Genomic DNA, 18,928 nt, shown 5'->3' with positions numbered 1-18,928 from the left:
AACCGCCTGTTGCACAACCCCTCGCCGAGCTTGCGCGGAGAGGGGTTGCTCGTTCCCGGTCCAAGGGACTGAAGGTCGTATGAGACACGCCATCCGCTTCCTCCTCGGCCACGAGGCGCGCACGATCGAGGCCTGTGACCCGACCCTGACGGTGCTCGATTGGCTGCGCGGGTCCGAGCGGCTGATCGGCACCAAGGAGGGCTGCAACGAGGGCGATTGCGGCGCCTGCACGGTGGTCGTGGTGCGCCCCGAGGGGCCGCCCGGCGCCGAGCGCCTGCGCTATCGCACGGTGGATGCCTGCATCACCTTCCTGGGGCAGCTCGACGGTTGCCAACTTCTCACCGTGGAGCACCTGCGCAGCGCCGACGGGACCCTGCATCCGGTCCAGCGACTGATGGTGGAGGAGCACGGCTCGCAATGCGGCTTCTGCACGCCGGGCTTCGTGATGTCCCTGTTCGCCCTGACCAAGGATCCGCCTGCCGCGGCCGGAGAGGTCTGGGCTTCGCCAAGCCCCATCGATGATGCGCTCGCGGGCAATCTCTGCCGCTGCACCGGCTACGCCCCCATCGTGCGCGCCGCCGAGCGGGCGCTGGCCGCCCCCGAGGCGGATGCCTTCGACGCTGCCCACGACGCCACCCTCGCCCGTCTCCTGGCCCTGCGCGACGACGAGACCGTGGCCGTCTCCGGGCCGAAGGGCCGCTTCCTGGCGCCCGCGACCACCGAGGCCCTCGTCGACCTTGTCGCGGAGCATCCGCAGGCGACGATCGTCGCCGGGGCCACTGACGTCGCCCTCTGGGTGACCAAGGGGCTGCGTGTGCTCGACCCGGTGATTTGGCTCGGACGGGTGCGCGACCTCGCCACCATCGCGGAAACGCCGCAGGGCCTGCGCATCGGCGCGGGCGTGACCCTGGCGGCGGCCGGCGCGGCGCTGGCTGACCTCCACCCCGACCTCGGCGAGCTGTTCCGCCGGCACGGCGCCGCCCAGACCCGCAATGCCGGGACGCTGGGCGGCAACCTCGCCAATGGCTCCCCCATCGGCGACGCCGCACCCGCCCTGATCGCGCTCGGCGCCACGCTGCACCTCACGAGCCGGACCGGCACCCGCGACCTACCGCTCGAGGATTTCTTCGTCGCCTACGGCCGGCAGGACCGCGCCGCCGACGAGATCGTCACGGGGGTCACGGTCCCACCCCTGCCGGCGGGGGCACGGCTGGCGGTCTACAAGGTCTCCAAACGCTTCGACGAGGACATCTCCGCCGTGCTCGGCGCCTTTCGGCTGACCCTCGACGCCGGCCGCGTCCGGGAGGCGCGCATCGCCTACGGGGGCATGGCCGGCACGCCGAAGCGCGCGACGCAGGCCGAGGCCGCGCTGGCGGGCCAGCCCCTCGGTGCCGCGGCGGTCCCGGCCTTCAAGGCGGCCCTCGCCCAAGATTTCACCCCGCTCACCGACATGCGGGCCTCGGCGGCCTACCGTCTCAAGGTCGCCGGCAACCTCATCGAGCGCCTGATCCACGAGGCCGCGCCGCAGGCGCCCGAGACCCGGCTCGCGGCTCCGGGGGAACTCGCGCATGCTTGACCCTACGCCCCCAGCCCCCAGAGCGGACGACCGGATCGCGGGCGGCGCCCACACGCCGCGCATCCACGACAGCGCGGCGCGCCATGTCAGCGGGTCTGCGGTCTACATCGACGACGCGGCCGAGCCGGCCGGGCTTCTCCACATCTGCCTGGGTCTCAGCGAGCGGGCCCATGCCCGCCTGGTCTCCGTGGACCTCGCTCCCGTGCGCGCGGCGCAAGGCGTGGTGGCGGTGTTCACCGCCGCCGACGTGCCGGGCGTCAACGAGATCTCCTCCTCGCACCGGGACGACGAGCCGATGCTGGCCGAGGACACGGTGTCCTATCTCGGCCAGCCGATCTTCGCCGTGGCGGCGCTGACCCGCGATGCGGCGCGGCGCGCCGCCCGCCTCGCCGTCATCGCCTACGAGGATCTCGCCCCCGTCCTCACCTACCGGCAGGCGCGCGCGGACGGAAAACTCGTCTGGCCGCCCATGACCCTGAAGCGCGGCGATGCCGACGCCGTGCTCGCCGAGGCTCCGGGCATCGTGCGCGGCCGCATGGCCATCGGCGGCCAGGAGCACTTCTATCTCGAGGGCCAGATCGCCCTCGCGATCCCGGGCGAGGACGACGAGGTCACGGTCCACACCTCGACGCAGCACCCCTCCGAGGCCCAGGCCCTGGTCGCCAAGGTGCTGGGCACCGTGAACTCCGCCGTGACGGCCGAGGTCCGCCGGATGGGCGGCGGCTTCGGCGGCAAGGAGAGCCAGTCGAACCTGTTCGCCTGCGTCGCCGCCCTCGTGGCCAAGAAGACCGGCCGTGCCGCCAAGATCCGGCCCGACCGCGACGACGACATGATCATCACCGGCAAGCGCCACGATTTCGAGGTGGACTACCTCGTGGGCCACGACGCGGACGGACAGATCCTCGCGGTCGACATGCAACTCGCCGCCCGCTGCGGCTGGGCCGCCGACCTGTCGGGGCCGGTCACCGACCGCGCCCTGTTCCATGCCGACAATTGCTACCACTACCCGGCGGTGCACCTGACCTCGCGGCCCTACCGAACCCACACCCAGTCCAACACCGCCTTCCGGGGCTTCGGCGGCCCCCAGGGCATGGTGGCGGCCGAGCGGGTGATCGAGGAGGTGGCCTATGCCTGCGGCCTCGACCCGCTGGAGGTGCGCAAGCGCAATTTCTACGGCACCGAGACCGACAACGTCACGCCCTACCACCAGGCCATTTCCGACAATTGCATCCGGGATTTGGTCGCGAAACTGGAAGTGAATTGTGATTACGCCGGGCGCCGCGCGGCCCTGCATGCGGCGAATGAAGCGAGCCCGGTGATCAAGCGCGGCATCGCCCTGACCCCGGTGAAGTTCGGCATCTCCTTCACCTCCACCGCCTACAACCAGGCCGGCGCCCTGGTGCACATCTACAATGACGGCTCGGTCGGCCTGAACCACGGCGGCACCGAGATGGGCCAGGGGCTCTACGTCAAGGTGGCGCAGGTGGTGGCGGAGGAGTTCCAGATCGACGCCGACCGCGTCCGCATCACCGCGACCACCACCGGCAAGGTGCCCAACACCTCCGCCACCGCCGCCTCCTCGGGGGCCGACCTCAACGGCATGGCGGCCCGCGCCGCGGCGCAAACCCTGAAGGGCCGCCTCGTCGCCTTCGCGGCGGAGGCCTGGAGCGTGGAGCCCGGGACGGTGCTGTTCCTGCCCAACCGGGTCCGGGTCGGAAATCAGGAGATCGCCTGGGGCGAACTGATCCACAAGGCCTATCTCGCCCGCATCCAGCTCTCCGCCACGGGCTTCTACAAGACGCCGACCATTCACTGGGACCGGGACGCCGGCCGCGGCCACCCGTTCTACTATTTCGCCTACGGCGCGGCCTGCGTTCAGGCGGCGGTGGACACCCTGACCGGCGAGTATCGGATCGAGCGGGCCGACATCCTGCACGATTGCGGCCGCTCCCTGAACCCGGCCGTGGACAAGGGCCAGATCGAGGGCGGCTTCATCCAGGGCCTCGGCTGGCTCACCACCGAGGAACTCTGGTGGGACGGCATGGGGCGCCTGCGCACCCATGCGCCCTCCACCTACAAGATCCCGGCCTGCGGCGACCGTCCGCGCATCTTCAACGTGGCGCTCTACGAGAATGAGAACCGCGAGGAGACGATCTACCGCTCCAAGGCGGTGGGCGAGCCGCCCCTGATGCTCGGCATCGCCGGCCTTCATGCCCTCTCGGACGCGGTGGCGAGCGTGGCCGGCCACCGGCACTGCCCCCGCCTCGACGCCCCGGCCACCCCGGAGCGCGTGCTCGACGCCGTCGACCGGATGCGGGCACTGGCGGAACACGCGCAGCCGTGACCCTCGTTCCGACGCAAGCGGTGTCGGAGGCGCTGTCGGAGATCCTGGCCACCGCCCTCGCGGCGGGCGAGCCGTCGGCCCTCGTCGCCCTCTCCGAGGCGCGGGGTTCGACGCCGCGGGAGGCCGGCACCGCCATGCTGGTGATGGCGGACCGCGTCGCCGGCACCATCGGGGGCGGCACCTACGAATGGGCGGGCATCGCCCGCGCCCGAGAACTCCTGGCGGCGGGCGAGGCCGAGGCGCTCCTGCGCATGCCGCTGGGGCCCGAGACCGGCCAATGCTGCGGCGGGCACGTGACCCTGACGATCCGGCGGACCGATGCCGGGACGCTCGCTGCCCTGCGGGCCCGGGAAGCCGAGAGGGCCGCGCGAGCGCCGCTGGTGATGATCTACGGCGCCGGCCATGTCGGGCGGGCCCTGGCCCTGGCCCTCGACCCGCTGCCGTTCCGCACCCGGATTGTCGACGACCGCACGGAGGAGATCGCGCGGGTCTCGGGGACGCGCGTCGCACGCGTCGTCGGCTCGGTGAGTACCGCCGCGGAATCGGCGCCGCCGGGCGCCGGCCACGTGGTGCTCACCCACAGCCACGCCCTCGATAGCCTGATCTGCGCCAGCCTGCTGGAGGCGAACACCTTCGCCTATCTCGGCCTGATCGGATCAGCCACGAAGCGGGTGACCTTCCTCTCCGCCTTCCGGGCGATGGGCCTCGACGAGGCGGCGCTGGCCCGCCTCGTCTGCCCGATCGGAGGCACGCGGGTGCGCGACAAGCGCCCCGCGGTGATCGCCGCCCTGGTGGCGGCCGAACTCATCGCCGTCTTCGCCGGCTGAGCGTCAGGGACGAGCGGGCGGCGGCGGGGGGACCTCGGTGCCGCGCGCGGGCATCTCCTCGGCGGGAACGCCACCGGCCCGGGGCGGGACCGGGATCGCCTCGCCGCTGCGGATCGCTTCCGCCTCGTTGCGGGGGCCGGCCCGGCCCTCGGTGCCGCCCGGCGCGGTGGCGCCGTCGATGCCGGCAGGTGCGCCGACGCTCTGGGCGAGGACCGGGCCTGCGAAGCCGAGGGGCAGGGCAAGGGACAGGGTGAGCAGGCTGAGAACACGGATCATGCGGTCTGGTTTCCTGGAAGCGGGCGGTTCGGGGGCGACTCAGCGGTGGCGGCGGTGATGCATCACCCGGTGGCGGGCCTTGTACCGGGGGCGGAGGCCGGTTCGGCCGCGCAGGCCGCCGGGGGCGGTGACCCGGGTCTGGCCGCCGGGCGCGATCAGCGTCCCCTGCGCCCGGGCTGCGGGCGCCAGTGCGAGAGAACCGCCCATGAGGAGCGCCGCGGCGAGACCGCGTGCGATCACGTTCCGGACTGAAAACCGATGCGTCAAATCCCGTCCTCCCTGGGGCTCGCCGGCCCGGGCATCGATCAAGTGGCACGCAAGGGATATGCCGGAATGGCTTGGAATCATGAGGCTTTGCGCGAACGGAACGACGCAGGCGGCCTCGGAGGCGACGGCCCTCAGCTGCCGCGATAGGTCTGGTAGCTCCACGGGCTCGCCACCAGGGGCACGTGGTAATGCCCCTCCGGGTCGGCGACGCCGAAGCGCAGCGTCACCACGTCGAGGAAGGGCGGCTCGGGCAGACCCGGGCAGGTGGCACGAAAGTGGTCGCCGATGTGGAAGCGCAGGTCGTAGGCGGCGATCGGCACCGGGCGGCCGCCGATCAGCGGCCCGTCGGTGCGCCCGTCGGCGTTGGTCACGGCGCGGGCCACCAGGGCGGTCTCCGTGTCGGACACCCATTCGTGGAGTTCCACCGGCACGCCCGGCGCCGGCCGCCCCGCGACCGTATCGAGGACATGGGTGGAGATCCGGCCCATGACGCGCGGCGCGCCCGGGCCGCTCACCAGGGTGCCGAGGCGGAGGGCGGCGATGCGGAACACCTCGGACAGGGCGGTCCGGCGCTCCGTGTCCGGGTCGGAGGCCAGGCGCGCCTCGAACGTCCGCAGCAGCGAGGCGCGGCCATGGCGCTTGACGCACAGGATGAAGGGAAACCCGAAGGCCCGGACATAGGCCGCGTTCAGCGCGGCGAACCGCTCGTATTCCGGCTCCGAGAGCCGGTCGAGGCCGGCGGCGGCCTGTTCGGCGATGGAATCGGGCGCGATCGCGCCGTCATGGGCAGCGTGCCCGGCGAGTTCGGGATGGTTGGCGAGGAGTGCGTGACGCGCCGCCTCGGGGGCAGCCTCGACCGTCCCCCGCATGGCGGCGAGCAGGGCCTCGACGGTGGGGAACGATCTGCGCGCCGCGACGGCCTCGGCGACCCAGGGCGCGTGCTCGAACACCGCGCCGAGGGCGGCGACGAAATCGCTTCGCGTGGCCTGGTTCAGGTCGTCGAGGGTCAGCATCGTGGTCCTTCCTGCGACGGGCGTGCCGCCTGATCCGGCGTAGCAGGCAACGGGCCATCCGGCGCCGGTGCTTCGCTGCCCAAAGGATCGCCAGGCGCGCGAAAATGTGGTCTGGCCGGCGATCCGATCCCGCCCGACCGAGGGATGCCCGACGGGCAGCGAGGCCAGCCATGATCCGCAAGACGCATCTCCCGCCCGACGCGACCCTGATCCAGGTTGCGGGCGACCTCGCCGAGCCCGAGGAGTACCTGCGCCGGCTTCTCGGGAACATGCGCTTCTGCCAGAAGCGGCACGGCGACGCTCTGGTGCGGATCGGGGTCACGGGCAAGAGCCGGGGAGTGGGCAAGGGAGCGGGCCTCAGCCCGTCCTATCGCATCGACTATCGGGTCGATGGGGTCGAGACGGTCTTCAACGGCTTCGGCGGCACCTCGCACAGCGCTTTCACCGAGACCAACGTCCGCGAGACGAACTGGAGCCGGGGCCACGCGACGATCCAGGAGGTCCAGCGCCTCTACGACGAGCTGCGCAAAGGGGCGCCCTGGGCTTCGGATCAGGGCTGAGCCTCCGCCGCGCGGGCGGCCGCGACGAGGCGCTCCGCGTCCTCCTGCAGGAGGAGCCGCTCGGCCACGAGGCCGTCCACCGCCCGGGCGACCGCCGCCGCCCGGTCGCCCCGGGCCGGATAGCGCTCGGCCAGCGAACGGCGCGGGTCGCCCTTTGCCGCGCGCTCGGCCTGGGTCTCGGCCAGGGGCAGCCGGCTGCCCTCCCGGTCGCAGAGCTCGCCCGCCGGGAAGGGCTCGGCATAGAGGTTCCAGCCGGTCTGCGTCGCGAGCGGGGCGGCGACGTCGGGCAGGCGGATGCCGGCGATCTCGTGCCCGTCCGCATCGACCTTCGGCACCAGGGGCCGGTACTGCGGACCGGCTTCCGGATGAGGATCGACGGCGCTCGCGAAGCGGGCGATGGCGTTCGGCGCCTCCGGCAGGCGCAGGCCCGGGATGTAGGGAAACCCGATCTCCGCGGCCGGCACGAGGGTCCCGTCGGCGAGGCGCGGCACCCGGCTCGGCGGCGGTGCGACCCCGCGGGCGACCCAGTCCTCCAGGGCCACCAGGAGCGCGCGCAGGGCCGGGGCGGGGCTCAGGGTGCTGCGCGGATGCAGGCACGGCCCCCGGGCCACGCTCAGGCCGGCGCGTCCGTAGTGGAACCCGCTGGAGATCAGGTAGGCCCGGGCGGTCTCCGGCAGGGCGACGTCGGCGCGGCCCAGGGGGTCGGTGGTGAGAAGCGAGGCGCCCTTCTGCCAGTACTCGGTGCTGGTGTTCACCTCCATCAGCAGCGGGTCGAACCCGTCTCCGCGCAGGAGCGCGCCGGTCCGGCCCGTCACCGGATCGTGCTGGGCGGCGGCCGAGAACGGGAAGGCGTTCTCCGGATAGAGATGGTCCTCGTGCTGGGTGTTGGTGCGCGAGGGCTGGCCGAAGCGGGCGTTCAGGTAGACGCCGCCGATGCCGGAGATGTGCAGGAGCATGCCGTCGAAGACGCGTCGGCCGTCCTCGTCCTGGTTGAAGCCCTGGGACACGTAGTCCCGCAGGAAGCGCCCGCTCTGCGAGATGCCGAGGGCGACCGCGTGGGTGATCGCGCCGCCGGCCGGGTTTCCGGGCGCGGCCGGTCCCCGGAGATGGGCGACGACGTCGCGGGTGGCCGCGAACCCGATGCCGAGCACCTTCGGGTTCGCGGCCGGATAGGTCAGGGTGTAGAGCGTGCCCGGCTCCGGCTTGACGGTGGCGGGCAGGAGCCGCAGCTCGCCGGGACCGGCGAAGGTCCAGGCGCTGTCCGGGACCGGGCGGGGCGTGTCCGCCTCCCTGCGCCGCACGGTGAGGCGGGCGGCCGCCTGGTCGGTGTTCGCCGCCTTGAAGGTGAGGAAGAACGGCGCCTCGGGCGGTCCCCGGGTGGCGCTCACGAGCTCGTCGCGCACGGTCTCGACGATGGGCGACCCGCCCTGCGTCGCCACCGGGACGTCGATCGCCATGCCGCCCTGCTGGCGCAGGGCCTCCGCCTCCCAGCCCGACCAGACCACGGTGTCGCCCCGGCGCAGGACCAGGGCGGTGCCCGCATCCTGGGCGGTGCGCGGGTCGTTCACCGCCTGGGCCGCCTGGGGCGGCGCGTCGAGGACCCAGTTGAAGAGGAATTTCCGGCCGCGGTTGAGCACCTCGTAGACCAGCGTGCCGCTGGCGCGGGCCGGATCCTTCGGCCGGAGCATGAAGAAATCGGTGCTGTATTCCACGAGTCCGCGCGCGTTCCGGGGCGCTCGTATGATGTCGACGATACCGGCGTTGCGCGGGTCGGCCGGGTCGAGTTCCCCGCGCGCGAGCCCGATCACCCGCTCGTAGGCCCCTGCCTCGCCGAAGCTCTGGCCGTCGGCGAAGGGCTCGACGGTCCGGATCTCGAGGGCGGTGACCCGGGCCAGGGCCGGCTGGCCCAGGACCGCGCAGAGGAGCGCCCCCACGAGAGCGGTGATCCTGACCATGTCCCTGTCCTCGCCCGACCAGCGTCAAGCCGCGCTGTTGGGCCGGATCTTACATGGGCGCGCCGCGCGGTCGAGGGCGCCGGCGTCCCGGGACCGGCGGTCCGGGATGGCACGTGGCTTGCGGATCTCGGAACCGGCGGCCCCGCGGGGCTCGCGGGACGGGGGACCGACGCGTGGATCACGGCTCTGTTCAGACTGGCCCGGCTCGGACCGTTCCGGCGGCGCCGGTCGCCACGGTTCCGCCGTTGGCCCTGGGCCTGCTCGGGCTGCAGCACGTCCTGGTGATGTATGCCGGCGCCGTGGCGGTGCCGCTGATCGTCGGGCGCGCGCTGAAGCTTCCGCCCGAGCAGGTGGCGCTGCTCGTGAGCGCGGACCTGTTCGCCTGCGGCCTCGCCACGCTGATCCAGAGCTGGGGCCTGCCCGGCATCGGCATCCGCATGCCGGTGATGATGGGCGTGACCTTCGCGGCGGTGACGCCGATGATCGCCATGGGCACCAACCCCGCCCTCGGGCTCGCGGGCATCTACGGCGCGGTCATCGTCGCCGGTCTGTTCGCCCTCCTGGCCGCTCCCCTGGTGGGGCGCCTGCTGCCCCTGTTCCCGCCGGTGGTGACCGGCACCGTCATCCTGGTCATCGGCATCTCGCTGATGCGGGTCGGGGTGAACTGGGCCGCGGGCGGGGTCGGCAACCCGCGATACGGGGCCCTGCTCTATCTCGGCCTCGCGCTGTTCGTCCTCCTCGTCATCCTGGCCCTGACCCGGTACGCCCGCGGCTTCGTCGCCTCGGCCTCGGTCCTCATCGGCATCGTGGTCGGCATGGCGGTGGCGGGTGCCTTCGGCCTCGTCGACCTGTCGCGGGTGGCCGCGGCGCCGTGGTTCGACGTGGTGCGCCCCTTCGCCTTCGGGCTGCCGAAATTCGACCTCGTGGCCAGCCTCACCCTCTGCCTCGTCATGGTGGTGGTGATGATCGAGTCCACCGGCATGTTCCTGGCGCTCGCCGAGATCACCGGCGAGACCGTGGACGAGACGCGCCTGATCCGGGGCCTGCGGGCCGACGGCCTCGGCACCGTGCTGGGCGGCGTGTTCAATACCTTCCCGTACACCTCATTCTCGCAGAACATCGGCCTCGTCGGCGTCACCGGCGTGCGCTCGCGCTGGGTCACGGTGATCGGCGGCGTGGTGATGCTGGTCCTCGGCCTGATCCCGAAGCTCGCCGCCCTGGTGGAGGCGGTGCCGCAATGCGTCCTCGGCGGGGCCGGGCTCGTCATGTTCGGCATGGTGGCGGCCACGGGCACGCGCATCCTCGGCGCGGTGGATTTCGCCGGCAACCGCAACAACCTGTTCGTCGTCGCGGTCTCGGTGGGGTTCGGGCTGATCCCCCTGGTGGCGCCCGCCTTCTTCAAGCAGATGCCCGACGTGCTGCATCCGCTGCTGGAATCCGGCATCCTGCTGGCCGCCCTGTCGGCGGTGATCCTGAACCTGTTCTTCAACGGTCTCGGCAGCCCGGCCGACGCCCGGGCCGAGGCGACCCGCCTCGCCCACGCCGCCGAGGCGTGAGACCCTCGGCGTCCCATCACCGGAGGACATCCATCATGGCCCTGACGAAGGCACGCTACGGCAAGGGCCGCGTGCGGGTGCTCCGGCTCGCCCGGGCGAGCGCCCGCCACGCGGTGCGCGAACTCACCCTCACGGTGCTGCTGGAGGGCGATTTCGGCGCGGCCTGGACGGCGGCGGACAACCGGCAGGTCGTCGCCACCGACAGCATCAAGAACATCGTCAACATCACGGCCGCCCAGTACGTCGAGGCCGAGACCGAGGCCTTCGTCGGGCACGTCGCCGCCCTGTTCCTGGAGCGCTACCCGCAGGTCGCCGCCGTCACCATCGAGGCCCTGGAGACGCGCTGGCTGCGCCGGGTCGTTGACGGCGCGCCGCACCCCCACACCTTTACCCTCGACGGCAACGGCCAGCCCTTTGTCCGGCTGGTGGCGGACCGGGACGGGTCGGTGCTGCAATCGGGCCTGCGCGGCTACACCCTGATGAAGACCACCGAATCCGGCTGGTCCGACTTCGTCGACGACGCCTTCCGCACCCTGCCGGACACCGACGACCGCATCTGCGCCACCAGCATGGACGCGACCTGGACCTGGACGGCGCCGCCGGACGACCCCGTGGCGGCCAACGAGGCCGTCCTCGACACGATGATCACGGTGTTCGCCACCACCTACAGCGCCGGCGTCCAGGACAGCATGTACCGGATGGGCGAGGCGGTGCTGGCCGCCCGCCCGGACATCGCCGAGATCCAGTTCGCGATGCCCAACAAGCACTACATCCCGATGAACCTCGCGCCCTTCGGCATCGCCCATGGCGGACAGGTCTTCCTGCCCACCGACGAGCCCCACGGCCAGATCGAGGCCACCATCGGCCGCACCGGCTGAGGCCGGGGCGCCCGCTCCCACGGGCGGTGACGGCCGGCGCAGGGGCGCGTCGGACCCGTCCCGTCGAACGCCGGAGGCGCGCCTCTCCATGGGGGCGGAAGGCGCGGCTCCGCCCGCCTCCGGGCGTCGCGCGACACCCGACGAGTCCCGCCGCGAATGCCGGCACCGTCGGCCATCCCGCGGACGGCGCAAGGTCGGCTCCCCTGTCCGGCGGGCGGGCGCCGTTGCGTCTCCCGGCGAACCGGCATCGCCTGCGAGGACCCGGGCCGAGCGCATGGGGGGACGCCCCGTGCCCGCAGCGGTCGAGGCGCGCCGCCGCGAGGTGGGCTTATGCGCCCCGTACGGGGCGTCGAAGGCCGCGAGGCCGGAGGCCGCGTGTGCCGTGCCGCACCTGCCGGTAAAGGATCGTGCCAACGCGCGACGCCCGCTGCACGAATGGGCGGCATCCAGGCAAGTCACTGACAGAGAAGAGAAAATTCAGGGGTGTCTGACGTCCCGGTTCTTCGCTGGCATCGGCGAGACAGGCTGAACTGCACTCTACTGCACAGGGGATAAGCATTTCCTGTTGTTTCACGCGGCAGACATGCACAAAATCCAGGAACTTCGACGGGGCTCTTCGCGTCTCCACGGCACCCCGTCCGGATTCAGGATGTCCGCCATGACCCATCGCTCCCTCACCGCCGCCCTCGCCATCGCCCTCGGCCTGTCCGCCTCGGGCGCCCTCGCCCAGAGCTACAACGCCCCCGCGGGCATTCCCCCGGCCGTGGCCCCCGGCGGCCTCGAGGGCCAGGCGGCCGCGCGCAATCTCCACGAGCTGCATGACGGCCGGGCCCGCGTCGTCGTTCCCCAGAGCTATCAGGACGAGATCAGCACCGGTTCGGTCCGCGCCCGCCGCGGCGACCGCCGGTAAGCGCGCCGATCCCGCAGGCCCGCTCGCGCGGAAGGCCGGCGTTCCCCGGGCGGGAGCGCCGGCCTTCTGTGTTCCGGCCCGGCCGGGATGCGCGCGACGCGCCGCCTCAGGCGGCGGCCTCGCGGGCCGACGCCGCGCCCAGCGGCACGGTGTGGTAGACCCGATCGGCGTAGACGAGTCCATGCCCGTTGCCCGGCTCGGCGAGGCCCACGACCTCGCAGTAGAGCACGTCGTGGGTGCCTACCGGGTGGCGGGCGACGATGCGGCAATCGAAGGCCGTCAGCGCGCCGACCAGGGCCGGTGCGCCAGTGGCCAGGGTGGTCCAGCGCCCGGCCTCGAAGCGCACCGCCATCGGCGTGCGCCCGCCGAAGGCGGCGGCGACCCCGGCCTGGTCATGCGCCAGGGTGTTGACGCAGAGGGCCGCATTGGCGCTGACCGCCGCGTAGGCGGAGGACGACCGGTTGATGCAGACCAGCAGCGTCGGCGGCCCGTCGCTCACGCTGCACACCGCCGAGGCGGTGAAGCCGGCCCGGCCGCCCGCGCCGTCGGTGGTGACGAGGTGGACCGCGCTGGCCACGCGCGCCATGGCGCCGCGAAAGGCGTCCGCCTCGACGGCCAGGGATTTGGTATCGGCGGCCAAGGATTTGGCATCGGTGGCCAAGTCTTCGGCCTCGACGGATGCGGGCGCCTCGCTCGGCCTCGTCTGGCTCACGGTGATCACTCCTGTCGGTCGAGGAACGCCACGAGCGTCCGGTTGAAGGCGTCGGCGCGGGTGACGCTGTGCGCGTGACCGCCGCTGGGGACCCGGTCGAGCTGCGCGTTCGGCAGGCCGCGCGCAAGGTCCTCCGAGCACAGATAGGGCACCAGCACGTCGTCGTCCGCCGCCATCACCAGGGTCTCGTGCGCGATCCCCCCGAGATCCGCCGTCAGGTCGAAGGCCTCCAGGGCGGCGATCCGGACGAGGACGGTCTCGCGGCCGGGGAAATGCGCCAGGGCGTGCGCCTCGTCCTCGGCCACGCGGGCCGCGTTCTGCGAGAGCCACGGCGCCGGGTACAGGAAGATCGCCTGGGCGCGCACATAGGCCTCGGGGCTCTCGGCCAGCAGCACCTTGCGGGCGGCAAAGCAGCGCTTCGTCGCCGAATCCGCCCTCGCCCAGCCGTTGACCACGGCGAGGCGGCCGACACGCTCCGGATGGGTGCGGGCGAGTTCGAGGCCGATCAGCCCTCCGAGGGCGTGCCCGACCACGTCGCAGCGCGCGACCCCGCAGGCCTCCATCACCGCGAGGGCGTCGCGGGCCATGGCGGCGATGTCGTGGCCTGGCTCCAGGGTCCCTCCGGAGCGGCCGGTGCCGCGGTGGTCGTAGGTGATGACGCGGAAGCGCTCGGTCAGCGCCGCCATCTGCGGCGCGAAATACGCGGCCGAGCCGCCGAGGCCCGGCGACAGCAGCACCGTGCGTTCGCCGGAGCCCTGCACGGCATGGTGGATCGGGCTCGCCATCGCCCGGGCCTCAGGCCTTGCCCACATGGGCGACCGAGGCGATCTCCACCAGGGCGTCGGGCTTCACCAGGCCGCACTGGATGCAGTAGCGCGCCGGCTTCTCGCCGGGAAAGTACTCGGCATAGACCCCGTTGATGGCGGCGTAGTCGGCCCAGTCCTTCAGGAAGACGTGGTTGAAGGTGACGTCGTCCATGGTGCCGCCGGCGGCGGTGACCACGCCCTTGATCGTCTCCAGCACGTGCCGGGTCTGGGCGGCGGCGTCGCCCACATGGACGACGTTGGCCTCCGCATCGAGGGGCAGCGTCCCCGAGACGTAGAGCACGCCGTCCGCGAGGGTGCCGGGGACGTAGGGGGCCAGCGGCTTGCCGGTGCCGGGCGGGATGATCACGGTCTTGGGCATTCTTTTCGGTGCTCCTGAACTGCGTGGATGTGGGATCGGGAGGGACGATGCGCGATTTCGCCGAGGCTCAGATTCTTCCCTCCCCCCTCTGCGGGGGGCCTGCGAAGCAGGCGGGAGAGGGGGCGACCTCTCCGACGACGGCGCTTCCCTCTCGCGGGACTTCGTCCCGGCCCGACCCGCTTCGCGGGCCCCCCTCTCCCGCAGAGGGGAGAGGGAGACACGGGCTGCATCCACGATGTGTGAGAAGTCCAGCCCTTGTCGGAGGGGAGTGCCGCACTCCCGGTGCCGGTCACGTCCGGAGAGAAAACGCCCTGCCCTACTCGGCCGCTGCCGTGCGGGCGCCGTCCGTCCCGAGGGCCGTCTCGAAGGCGGGGACGTCCGAGACCCAGCCGAAGAAGGTCTCGATGTTGGACAGCGCCCCCGCCTGCAGGGCCGGCGGACCGGCCTGGTGGGTGGCGTCGGCCAGCACGATGCCGAAATATTCCAGGAAGAAGCCGTCGCGCAGGGTCGATTCCACGCAGACGTTGGTGGCGATGCCGGTGAAGACCAGGGTGCGGATGCCGGCCGCGCGCAGCAGGCTGTCGAGCTGGGTGTTGTAGAAACCGCTGTAGCGCGGCTTGCCCAGCACGATGTCGCCGGGCTCGGGCTTAAGGGCGTCCACCAGGGCGTAGTCCCAGGTGCCCCGGGCGAGCAGGCGCTCGTTCATGCCGGGCCGGGCGCGCATGGTCTTGAGGGCGTTGGACTTGTGCCAGTTCGGCGAGCCCGGGCCCCCGGCCTCGACGTAGTCGGGGTCCCAGCCGTTCTGGAACCAGACGATGCGGATGCCGGCCGCCCGGGCCGCGCGGACCGCGCGGGCGATCTGCGCCACCACCGGCCCGGTGCCGGAGACGTCGAAGCCGGCGAGATCGAGGTAGCCCCCCGGCGTGGTGTAGGCGTTCTGCATGTCGACGACGATGAGCGCGGTGGCGCAGGCGTCGAGGGCGATGGGCTCGGGCCGGGCCGCCAGGATGATGCCGCCCTGGCGGCCCGCCGCGTCGGTGTAGCCGGCGGGTTTCGCGACGGGCTCCATCACGCCACCTTCGCCATCGGCTCGAGGCCCGCCGCGATGTGCGCGCGGCTCTTCATCAGGGGCTGGATGCGGGTGCCGTAGACGTCGAGGCCCTTGAGGAAGTCGTCGAACACCAGGAGCACGCCCTCGGTGCCCGGCACGGTAGCCACCTCGTCGAGCATGCGCGCCACCTCGGCGTAGGACCCCACCAGCGTGCCCATGTTGATGTTCACGGCCGAGGTCGGATCGGCCATCTGGCGCACGTTGGTGTCGGCGCCCGACTTGGTGTCGGCGGCGCCCTGGACCCCGAGCCAGGCGATGGCCTCCTGGTCGGCGCCGGCCTTGTAGTGCTCCCAGGTGGCGCGCGCCGCCTCGTCGGTCTCGTCGGCGATGATCATGAAGAGCACGTAGGAGGAGACGTCGCGGCCGGTGGCGGCCTTGGCCGCCTCCAGGCGCTCCACCGTGGGGGCGAAGGCCGTGGGGGTGTTCACGCCCTTGCCGAAGCAGAAATTGTAGTCGGCGTACCGGGCCGTGAAGTCCATGCCCGCCGCGGACTGGCCGGCGCAGATGATCTTCATCTCGGCCTGCGGGCGCGGGCTCAGGCGGCAATCGTCCATCTGGAAGAATTCGCCCTTGCGGTCGCAAGTCCCCGTCTCCCACAGGTCGCGCAGCACCTGCGCGTATTCGGAGAGGTACTCGTACCGGCGGGAGAAGTATTCGTCCCCGGGCCAGAGGCCCATCTGCGCATATTCCGGCCGCTGCCAGCCGGTGACGAGGTTGAGGCCGAAGCGCCCGTTCGAGATCGAGTCGATGGTGGCCGCCATCCGGGCCGTGATGGCGGGGGGCATGCACAGGGTCGCGGCCGTGGCGAACAGCTTGATCCGGCTGGTCACGGCGGCGAGGCCGGCCATCAGCGTGAAGGATTCGAGGTTGTGGTCCCAGAACTCGGTCTTGCCGCCGAAGCCCCGCAGCTTGATCATCGATAGCGCGAAGTCGAGCCCATAGCCCTCGGCCTTCAGGACCACCTGCTTGTTCAGTTCGAAGCTCGGCTTGTACTGCGGTGCGTTCTCCGACAGGAGCCAGCCGTTGTTTCCGATCGGGATGAAGACGCCGACATTCATGGCAACCTCGTTCGCACGGGCATGACCTGGACAGGAACCGGGACGGGCGAAACCTGGACAAAGGCAGGGTCCAGGGCCTGAGAGACCTGGATCGGGGCGGGTCGAACCTTCCCGACACCGGTGAGCAAAGATCATTCGGACCAAATGGTCAAACTCTCGCGGGCGATTTTCGGCCGCTTGCCCAAACTCTCTCCGTTCTGCCGGCCGTTTGGGCGCTTCCTGCCCAGGCGAGGGGCGGAAATCCGGGGTTCAGCGCAGGCCGAGGCCGGCCAGGATCAGAGCCTGCGTGCTGGCGACCGTGCGCTCGAAGAAGTCCGGGTCGTCGAGGCCGCGCCCGGTGACGGCCTCCACCTGCACGGCGAAGTCCGCATAATGCTGGGTGATCGCCCAGATCGAGAAGATCAGGTGATGGGGGTCGTGCGGGCCGATCCGCCCGGCCGCGCTCCAGTCCCGGATGATCGCGGCCTTGGCCTCGACGAGGTCGCGCAGGGGGCCCTCGAGCTCGGGGCGCAGCAGGGGCGCGCCCTGGACGATCTCCAGGCAGAACAGCCGTGAGGCCTGGGGCGCGTCCCGCGACAGGGTGAGCTTGGCGCGCACGTAGCTCCGGAAGGCGGCGGCCGGCTCGCTCCCGGCGTCGAGGGACTGGAGCGGATCGAGCCAGACCGCCAGCACCCGGCGCAGCACCGCGAGGTAGAGCGCCTCCTTCGAGGGGAAGTAGTAGAGCAGGTTGGTCTTCGACAGGCCGGCCCGCTCGGCGATGCCCTCGACGCTGGCCCCGTGCAGGCCGAGATTCGAGAAGTGCGCGAGGCCGGCATCGAGGATGGCTTCCCGCCGCGCGGCGCCGTCCTTGCGGCGGCGGCGGGCGGACGCCGGGGCGGCGTCCGGGCGGATCTCTGTCATGGCGGAGCCTCAGGCCGGCGGGTGGTGCCGGATCCAGTGCTCGGCGATGTCGATGCGGCGGGCCATCCAGACGCGGTCGTGGGCGGCGACGTGGTCGAGGAAGCGGACCAGGGCGCCGATCCGCCCCGGCCGGCCGACAAGGCGGCAATGCAGGCCCACCGACATCATCTTGGGCGCCTCCGCGCCCTCCGCGTAGAGCGCGTCGAAGGTGTCGCGCAGGTAGGTGAACAGGTGCTCGCCGGTGTTGAAGCCCTGGATCGCGGCGCATTTCATGTCGTTGGCGTCCAGGGTGTAGGGCACCACGAGGCCGCGGCCGCTCGGCTCGTCGATCCAGTAGGGCAGATCGTCGGCGTAGGAATCGGCCAGATACGTCATCCCGGCCTCGATCCCGAGGTCGAGGGTGTGGGGCGAGGAGCGCCCGGTGTACCAGCCGCGCGGCCGCGCGCCCGTGATCTCCGTGTGGATGCGGATCGCCTCCTCCATGTGCGCCTTCTCCTGCGCCCGGGTGAAGTCGCGGTAGTCGATCCACTTGAGGCCGTGGCAGGCGATCTCCCAGTCGGCCTCCCGCATCGCCGCGGCCACGTCCGGGTGGCGGGCGAGCGCGGTGGCGACCGCGAAGGCGGTGACGGGAATCTTGCGCGATCGGAACAGCCGCCACAGGCGCCAGAACCCGGCGCGCGACCCGTACTCGAACAGGGATTCGATGCTCATGTGGCGCCGGCCCGGCCAGGGCTGCGCCCCGACGATCTCCGACAGGAAGGCCTCGGAGGCCGCATCCCCGTGCAGGATGCAGTTCTCACCCCCCTCCTCGTAGTTCAGCACGATCTGCACCGCGATGCGCGCGTCGCCCGGCCAGCGCGGATGCGGCGGGGTGCGGCCGTAGCCGACGAGGTCGCGGGGATAGGTCAACGGTCGGCCCTTGGTTTTCGGGGAGGGTCGGCCCCGCTGTTCGGCCGGGGAACCGTGTCCTGTCAACCGGCCGCGGGGGCCATGGGGGCGCTTGCGCTCGCTCCCCAGGGATGCATCCATGCCTGCCGCGTCGCCGAGGCGCGGCCCCGCCGCGCACGGTCCTTGCCTTCCCGGGCCCGGGACGTCCGCGTCCGAGACGTTCCCGCGCCCAAGCCCCGAGGTTTCCCCGTGCTCCTGACCCCACGCGAAAAGGACAAGCTCCTCCTCGCCATGGCCGCGCAGGTGGCCCGCAACCGGCTCGCCCGCGGGGTCAAGCTGAACTACCCGGAGGCGGTGGCGCTGATCAGCGACTTCGTGGTCGAGGGGGCGCGGGACGGGCGCTCGGTCTCGGAGCTGATGCAGGCCGGCGGGCACGTGCTCACGGCCGCGCAGTGCATGGACGGCATCCCCGAGATGATCCACGATATCCAGGTCGAGGCGACCTTCCCGGACGGGACCAAGCTCGTCACCGTGCACCACCCGATCCGGGGCGCCGCCTCGGCGGAGGTGCCGGGCACCGTGACCACCCTGCCCGGCGAGATCGTCTTCAACGCGGACGCGCCGCGCACCCTGCTGAGCGTGTCCAACGTCGGCGACCGGCCGATCCAGGTTGGTTCGCACTACCACTTCTACGAGGTCAATCCCGGCCTGACCTTCGAGCGCGAGAAGGCCCGCGGCCAGCGCCTCGACATCGCCCCCGGCACGGCGGTGCGCTTCGAGCCCGGCGTGACCCGCGAGGTCGCGCTGGTGCCGCTGGGCGGCGGCCGCACCGTCTACGGGTTCCGCGGCGACGTGATGGGAGCGCTCTGAGACCATGGCCAACATGCCCCCCCGCGCCGCCCTCCCCCGCGC

The 18,928-nt window shown here is 72.1% G+C and carries 18 protein-coding genes and 1 pseudogene; 8 read left to right on the top strand and 11 right to left on the bottom strand.

Going from position 1 to position 18,928, the window contains the following annotated elements; all coding sequences use genetic code 11:
* Nucleotides 1–79: 79 nt before the first annotated feature.
* The 3 genes from xdhA to xdhC are packed head-to-tail and all read left to right on the top strand — an operon-like array spanning nt 80 to nt 4,747.
* On the top strand, nt 80–1,576 hold the full coding sequence (xdhA, locus tag AC3WLN_RS16985; RefSeq protein WP_492483182.1) for a xanthine dehydrogenase small subunit: 1,497 nt from the start codon (nt 80–82) through the stop codon (nt 1,574–1,576).
* The gene (gene xdhB, locus AC3WLN_RS16980; RefSeq protein ID WP_492483180.1) at nt 1,569–3,920 is read left to right on the top strand and encodes a xanthine dehydrogenase molybdopterin binding subunit; all 2,352 of its coding nucleotides are present in this window, start codon (nt 1,569–1,571) and stop codon (nt 3,918–3,920) included. Before xdhA ends, xdhB begins: the two co-directional genes overlap by 8 nt.
* Nucleotides 3,917–4,747, top strand: coding sequence for a xanthine dehydrogenase accessory protein XdhC (gene xdhC, locus AC3WLN_RS16975; RefSeq protein ID WP_492483178.1), 831 nt, complete (start codon nt 3,917–3,919; stop codon nt 4,745–4,747). Before xdhB ends, xdhC begins: the two co-directional genes overlap by 4 nt.
* A gap of 3 nt (nt 4,748–4,750) precedes the next feature.
* Here xdhC and AC3WLN_RS16970 read toward each other — a convergent pair whose 3' ends face one another.
* The 3 genes from AC3WLN_RS16970 to uraD form a co-directional block, all read right to left on the bottom strand.
* The gene (locus AC3WLN_RS16970; protein ID WP_492483176.1) at nt 4,751–5,023 is read right to left on the bottom strand and encodes a hypothetical protein; all 273 of its coding nucleotides are present in this window, start codon (nt 5,021–5,023) and stop codon (nt 4,751–4,753) included.
* A 39-nt stretch (nt 5,024–5,062) separates the two neighbouring features.
* Entirely contained in the window at nt 5,063–5,263 is a 201-nt protein-coding gene (locus tag AC3WLN_RS16965) for a hypothetical protein (protein ID WP_492483174.1), read from the bottom strand.
* Between the two features lie 158 nt (nt 5,264–5,421).
* Nucleotides 5,422–6,303, bottom strand: a complete 882-nt coding sequence (gene uraD / locus AC3WLN_RS16960; protein ID WP_492483172.1) for a 2-oxo-4-hydroxy-4-carboxy-5-ureidoimidazoline decarboxylase — start codon at nt 6,301–6,303, stop codon at nt 5,422–5,424.
* 170 nt (nt 6,304–6,473) lie between these two features.
* Between uraD and AC3WLN_RS16955 the strand changes: the two genes are divergently transcribed.
* The gene (locus AC3WLN_RS16955; RefSeq protein WP_492483170.1) at nt 6,474–6,863 is read left to right on the top strand and encodes a hypothetical protein; all 390 of its coding nucleotides are present in this window, start codon (nt 6,474–6,476) and stop codon (nt 6,861–6,863) included.
* Here AC3WLN_RS16955 and AC3WLN_RS16950 read toward each other — a convergent pair.
* Nucleotides 6,854–8,818, bottom strand: coding sequence for an alpha/beta hydrolase domain-containing protein (locus AC3WLN_RS16950; protein ID WP_492483168.1), 1,965 nt, complete (start codon nt 8,816–8,818; stop codon nt 6,854–6,856). The two genes, AC3WLN_RS16955 and AC3WLN_RS16950, sit on opposite strands and share 10 nt — an antisense overlap.
* Before the next feature lie 245 nt (nt 8,819–9,063).
* Here AC3WLN_RS16950 and AC3WLN_RS16945 point away from each other — a divergent pair, with 245 nt between their 5' ends.
* From AC3WLN_RS16945 to AC3WLN_RS16935, 3 genes are all read left to right on the top strand, one after another.
* Nucleotides 9,064–10,374, top strand: a complete 1,311-nt coding sequence (locus tag AC3WLN_RS16945; protein ID WP_492483166.1) for a nucleobase:cation symporter-2 family protein — start codon at nt 9,064–9,066, stop codon at nt 10,372–10,374.
* Between the two features lie 35 nt (nt 10,375–10,409).
* Nucleotides 10,410–11,252: a factor-independent urate hydroxylase gene (gene pucL / locus AC3WLN_RS16940; protein WP_492483164.1), complete on the top strand. Its 843-nt coding sequence runs from the start codon at nt 10,410–10,412 to the stop codon at nt 11,250–11,252.
* Nucleotides 11,253–11,910: 658 nt separating this feature from the next.
* Nucleotides 11,911–12,162, top strand: coding sequence for a hypothetical protein (locus tag AC3WLN_RS16935; protein ID WP_492483162.1), 252 nt, complete (start codon nt 11,911–11,913; stop codon nt 12,160–12,162).
* 106 nt (nt 12,163–12,268) lie between these two features.
* On the opposite strand, the gene AC3WLN_RS16930 is transcribed toward AC3WLN_RS16935, so the two are convergent.
* From AC3WLN_RS16930 to puuE, 7 genes and pseudogenes are all read right to left on the bottom strand, one after another.
* Nucleotides 12,269–12,748, bottom strand: coding sequence for a flavin reductase (locus tag AC3WLN_RS16930; protein WP_492483209.1), 480 nt, complete (start codon nt 12,746–12,748; stop codon nt 12,269–12,271).
* A gap of 131 nt (nt 12,749–12,879) precedes the next feature.
* On the bottom strand, nt 12,880–13,659 hold the full coding sequence (rutD, locus tag AC3WLN_RS16925; protein WP_492483160.1) for a pyrimidine utilization protein D: 780 nt from the start codon (nt 13,657–13,659) through the stop codon (nt 12,880–12,882).
* A gap of 10 nt (nt 13,660–13,669) precedes the next feature.
* On the bottom strand, nt 13,670–14,059 hold the full coding sequence (gene rutC / locus AC3WLN_RS16920; RefSeq protein ID WP_492483158.1) for a pyrimidine utilization protein C: 390 nt from the start codon (nt 14,057–14,059) through the stop codon (nt 13,670–13,672).
* Nucleotides 14,060–14,375: 316 nt separating this feature from the next.
* Nucleotides 14,376–15,128 carry a pyrimidine utilization protein B gene (gene rutB, locus AC3WLN_RS16915; RefSeq protein ID WP_492483207.1) on the bottom strand — a complete coding sequence of 251 codons (753 nt, stop codon included), beginning with the start codon at nt 15,126–15,128 and terminating at the stop codon, nt 14,376–14,378.
* Nucleotides 15,128–16,228, bottom strand: coding sequence for a pyrimidine utilization protein A (gene rutA / locus AC3WLN_RS16910; protein ID WP_492483156.1), 1,101 nt, complete (start codon nt 16,226–16,228; stop codon nt 15,128–15,130). Before rutA ends, rutB begins: the two co-directional genes overlap by 1 nt.
* A gap of 249 nt (nt 16,229–16,477) precedes the next feature.
* Nucleotides 16,478–17,128: an HTH-type transcriptional regulator RutR gene (gene rutR, locus AC3WLN_RS16905; protein ID WP_492483155.1), complete on the bottom strand. Its 651-nt coding sequence runs from the start codon at nt 17,126–17,128 to the stop codon at nt 16,478–16,480.
* Nucleotides 17,129–17,146: 18 nt separating this feature from the next.
* A pseudogene (gene puuE, locus AC3WLN_RS16900) lies at nt 17,147–18,037 on the bottom strand (allantoinase PuuE); the annotation flags it as partial.
* 228 nt (nt 18,038–18,265) lie between these two features.
* On the opposite strand from puuE, the gene AC3WLN_RS16895 reads away from it, so the two are divergent.
* Entirely contained in the window at nt 18,266–18,886 is a 621-nt protein-coding gene (locus tag AC3WLN_RS16895; RefSeq protein WP_492483153.1) for an urease subunit gamma, read from the top strand.
* The last annotated feature ends 42 nt before the right edge of the window (nt 18,887–18,928 follow it).

This window comes from Methylobacterium sp. FW306-05-D (genome assembly GCF_058782155.1).
Note: the sequence above shows the minus strand (reverse complement) of the source record. Positions and strands in the feature narration are given on the sequence as shown.

Excerpts from the sequence above, each read along its gene's own strand:
- xdhA (WP_492483182.1), top strand. The coding sequence starts at position 80 with ATGAGACACGCCATCCGCTTCCTCCTCGGCCACGAGGCGCGCACGATC.
- xdhB (WP_492483180.1), top strand. The coding sequence starts at position 1,569 with ATGCTTGACCCTACGCCCCCAGCCCCCAGAGCGGACGACCGGATCGCG.
- AC3WLN_RS16970 (WP_492483176.1), bottom strand. The coding sequence starts at position 5,023 with ATGATCCGTGTTCTCAGCCTGCTCACCCTGTCCCTTGCCCTGCCCCTC.
- uraD (WP_492483172.1), bottom strand. The coding sequence starts at position 6,303 with ATGCTGACCCTCGACGACCTGAACCAGGCCACGCGAAGCGATTTCGTC.
- AC3WLN_RS16955 (WP_492483170.1), top strand. The coding sequence starts at position 6,474 with ATGATCCGCAAGACGCATCTCCCGCCCGACGCGACCCTGATCCAGGTT.
- AC3WLN_RS16950 (WP_492483168.1), bottom strand. The coding sequence starts at position 8,818 with ATGGTCAGGATCACCGCTCTCGTGGGGGCGCTCCTCTGCGCGGTCCTG.
- pucL (WP_492483164.1), top strand. The coding sequence starts at position 10,410 with ATGGCCCTGACGAAGGCACGCTACGGCAAGGGCCGCGTGCGGGTGCTC.
- AC3WLN_RS16935 (WP_492483162.1), top strand. The coding sequence starts at position 11,911 with ATGACCCATCGCTCCCTCACCGCCGCCCTCGCCATCGCCCTCGGCCTG.
- AC3WLN_RS16930 (WP_492483209.1), bottom strand. The coding sequence starts at position 12,748 with ATGGCGCGCGTGGCCAGCGCGGTCCACCTCGTCACCACCGACGGCGCG.
- rutD (WP_492483160.1), bottom strand. The coding sequence starts at position 13,659 with ATGGCGAGCCCGATCCACCATGCCGTGCAGGGCTCCGGCGAACGCACG.
- rutC (WP_492483158.1), bottom strand. The coding sequence starts at position 14,059 with ATGCCCAAGACCGTGATCATCCCGCCCGGCACCGGCAAGCCGCTGGCC.
- rutB (WP_492483207.1), bottom strand. The coding sequence starts at position 15,128 with ATGGAGCCCGTCGCGAAACCCGCCGGCTACACCGACGCGGCGGGCCGC.
- rutA (WP_492483156.1), bottom strand. The coding sequence starts at position 16,228 with ATGAATGTCGGCGTCTTCATCCCGATCGGAAACAACGGCTGGCTCCTG.
- rutR (WP_492483155.1), bottom strand. The coding sequence starts at position 17,128 with ATGACAGAGATCCGCCCGGACGCCGCCCCGGCGTCCGCCCGCCGCCGC.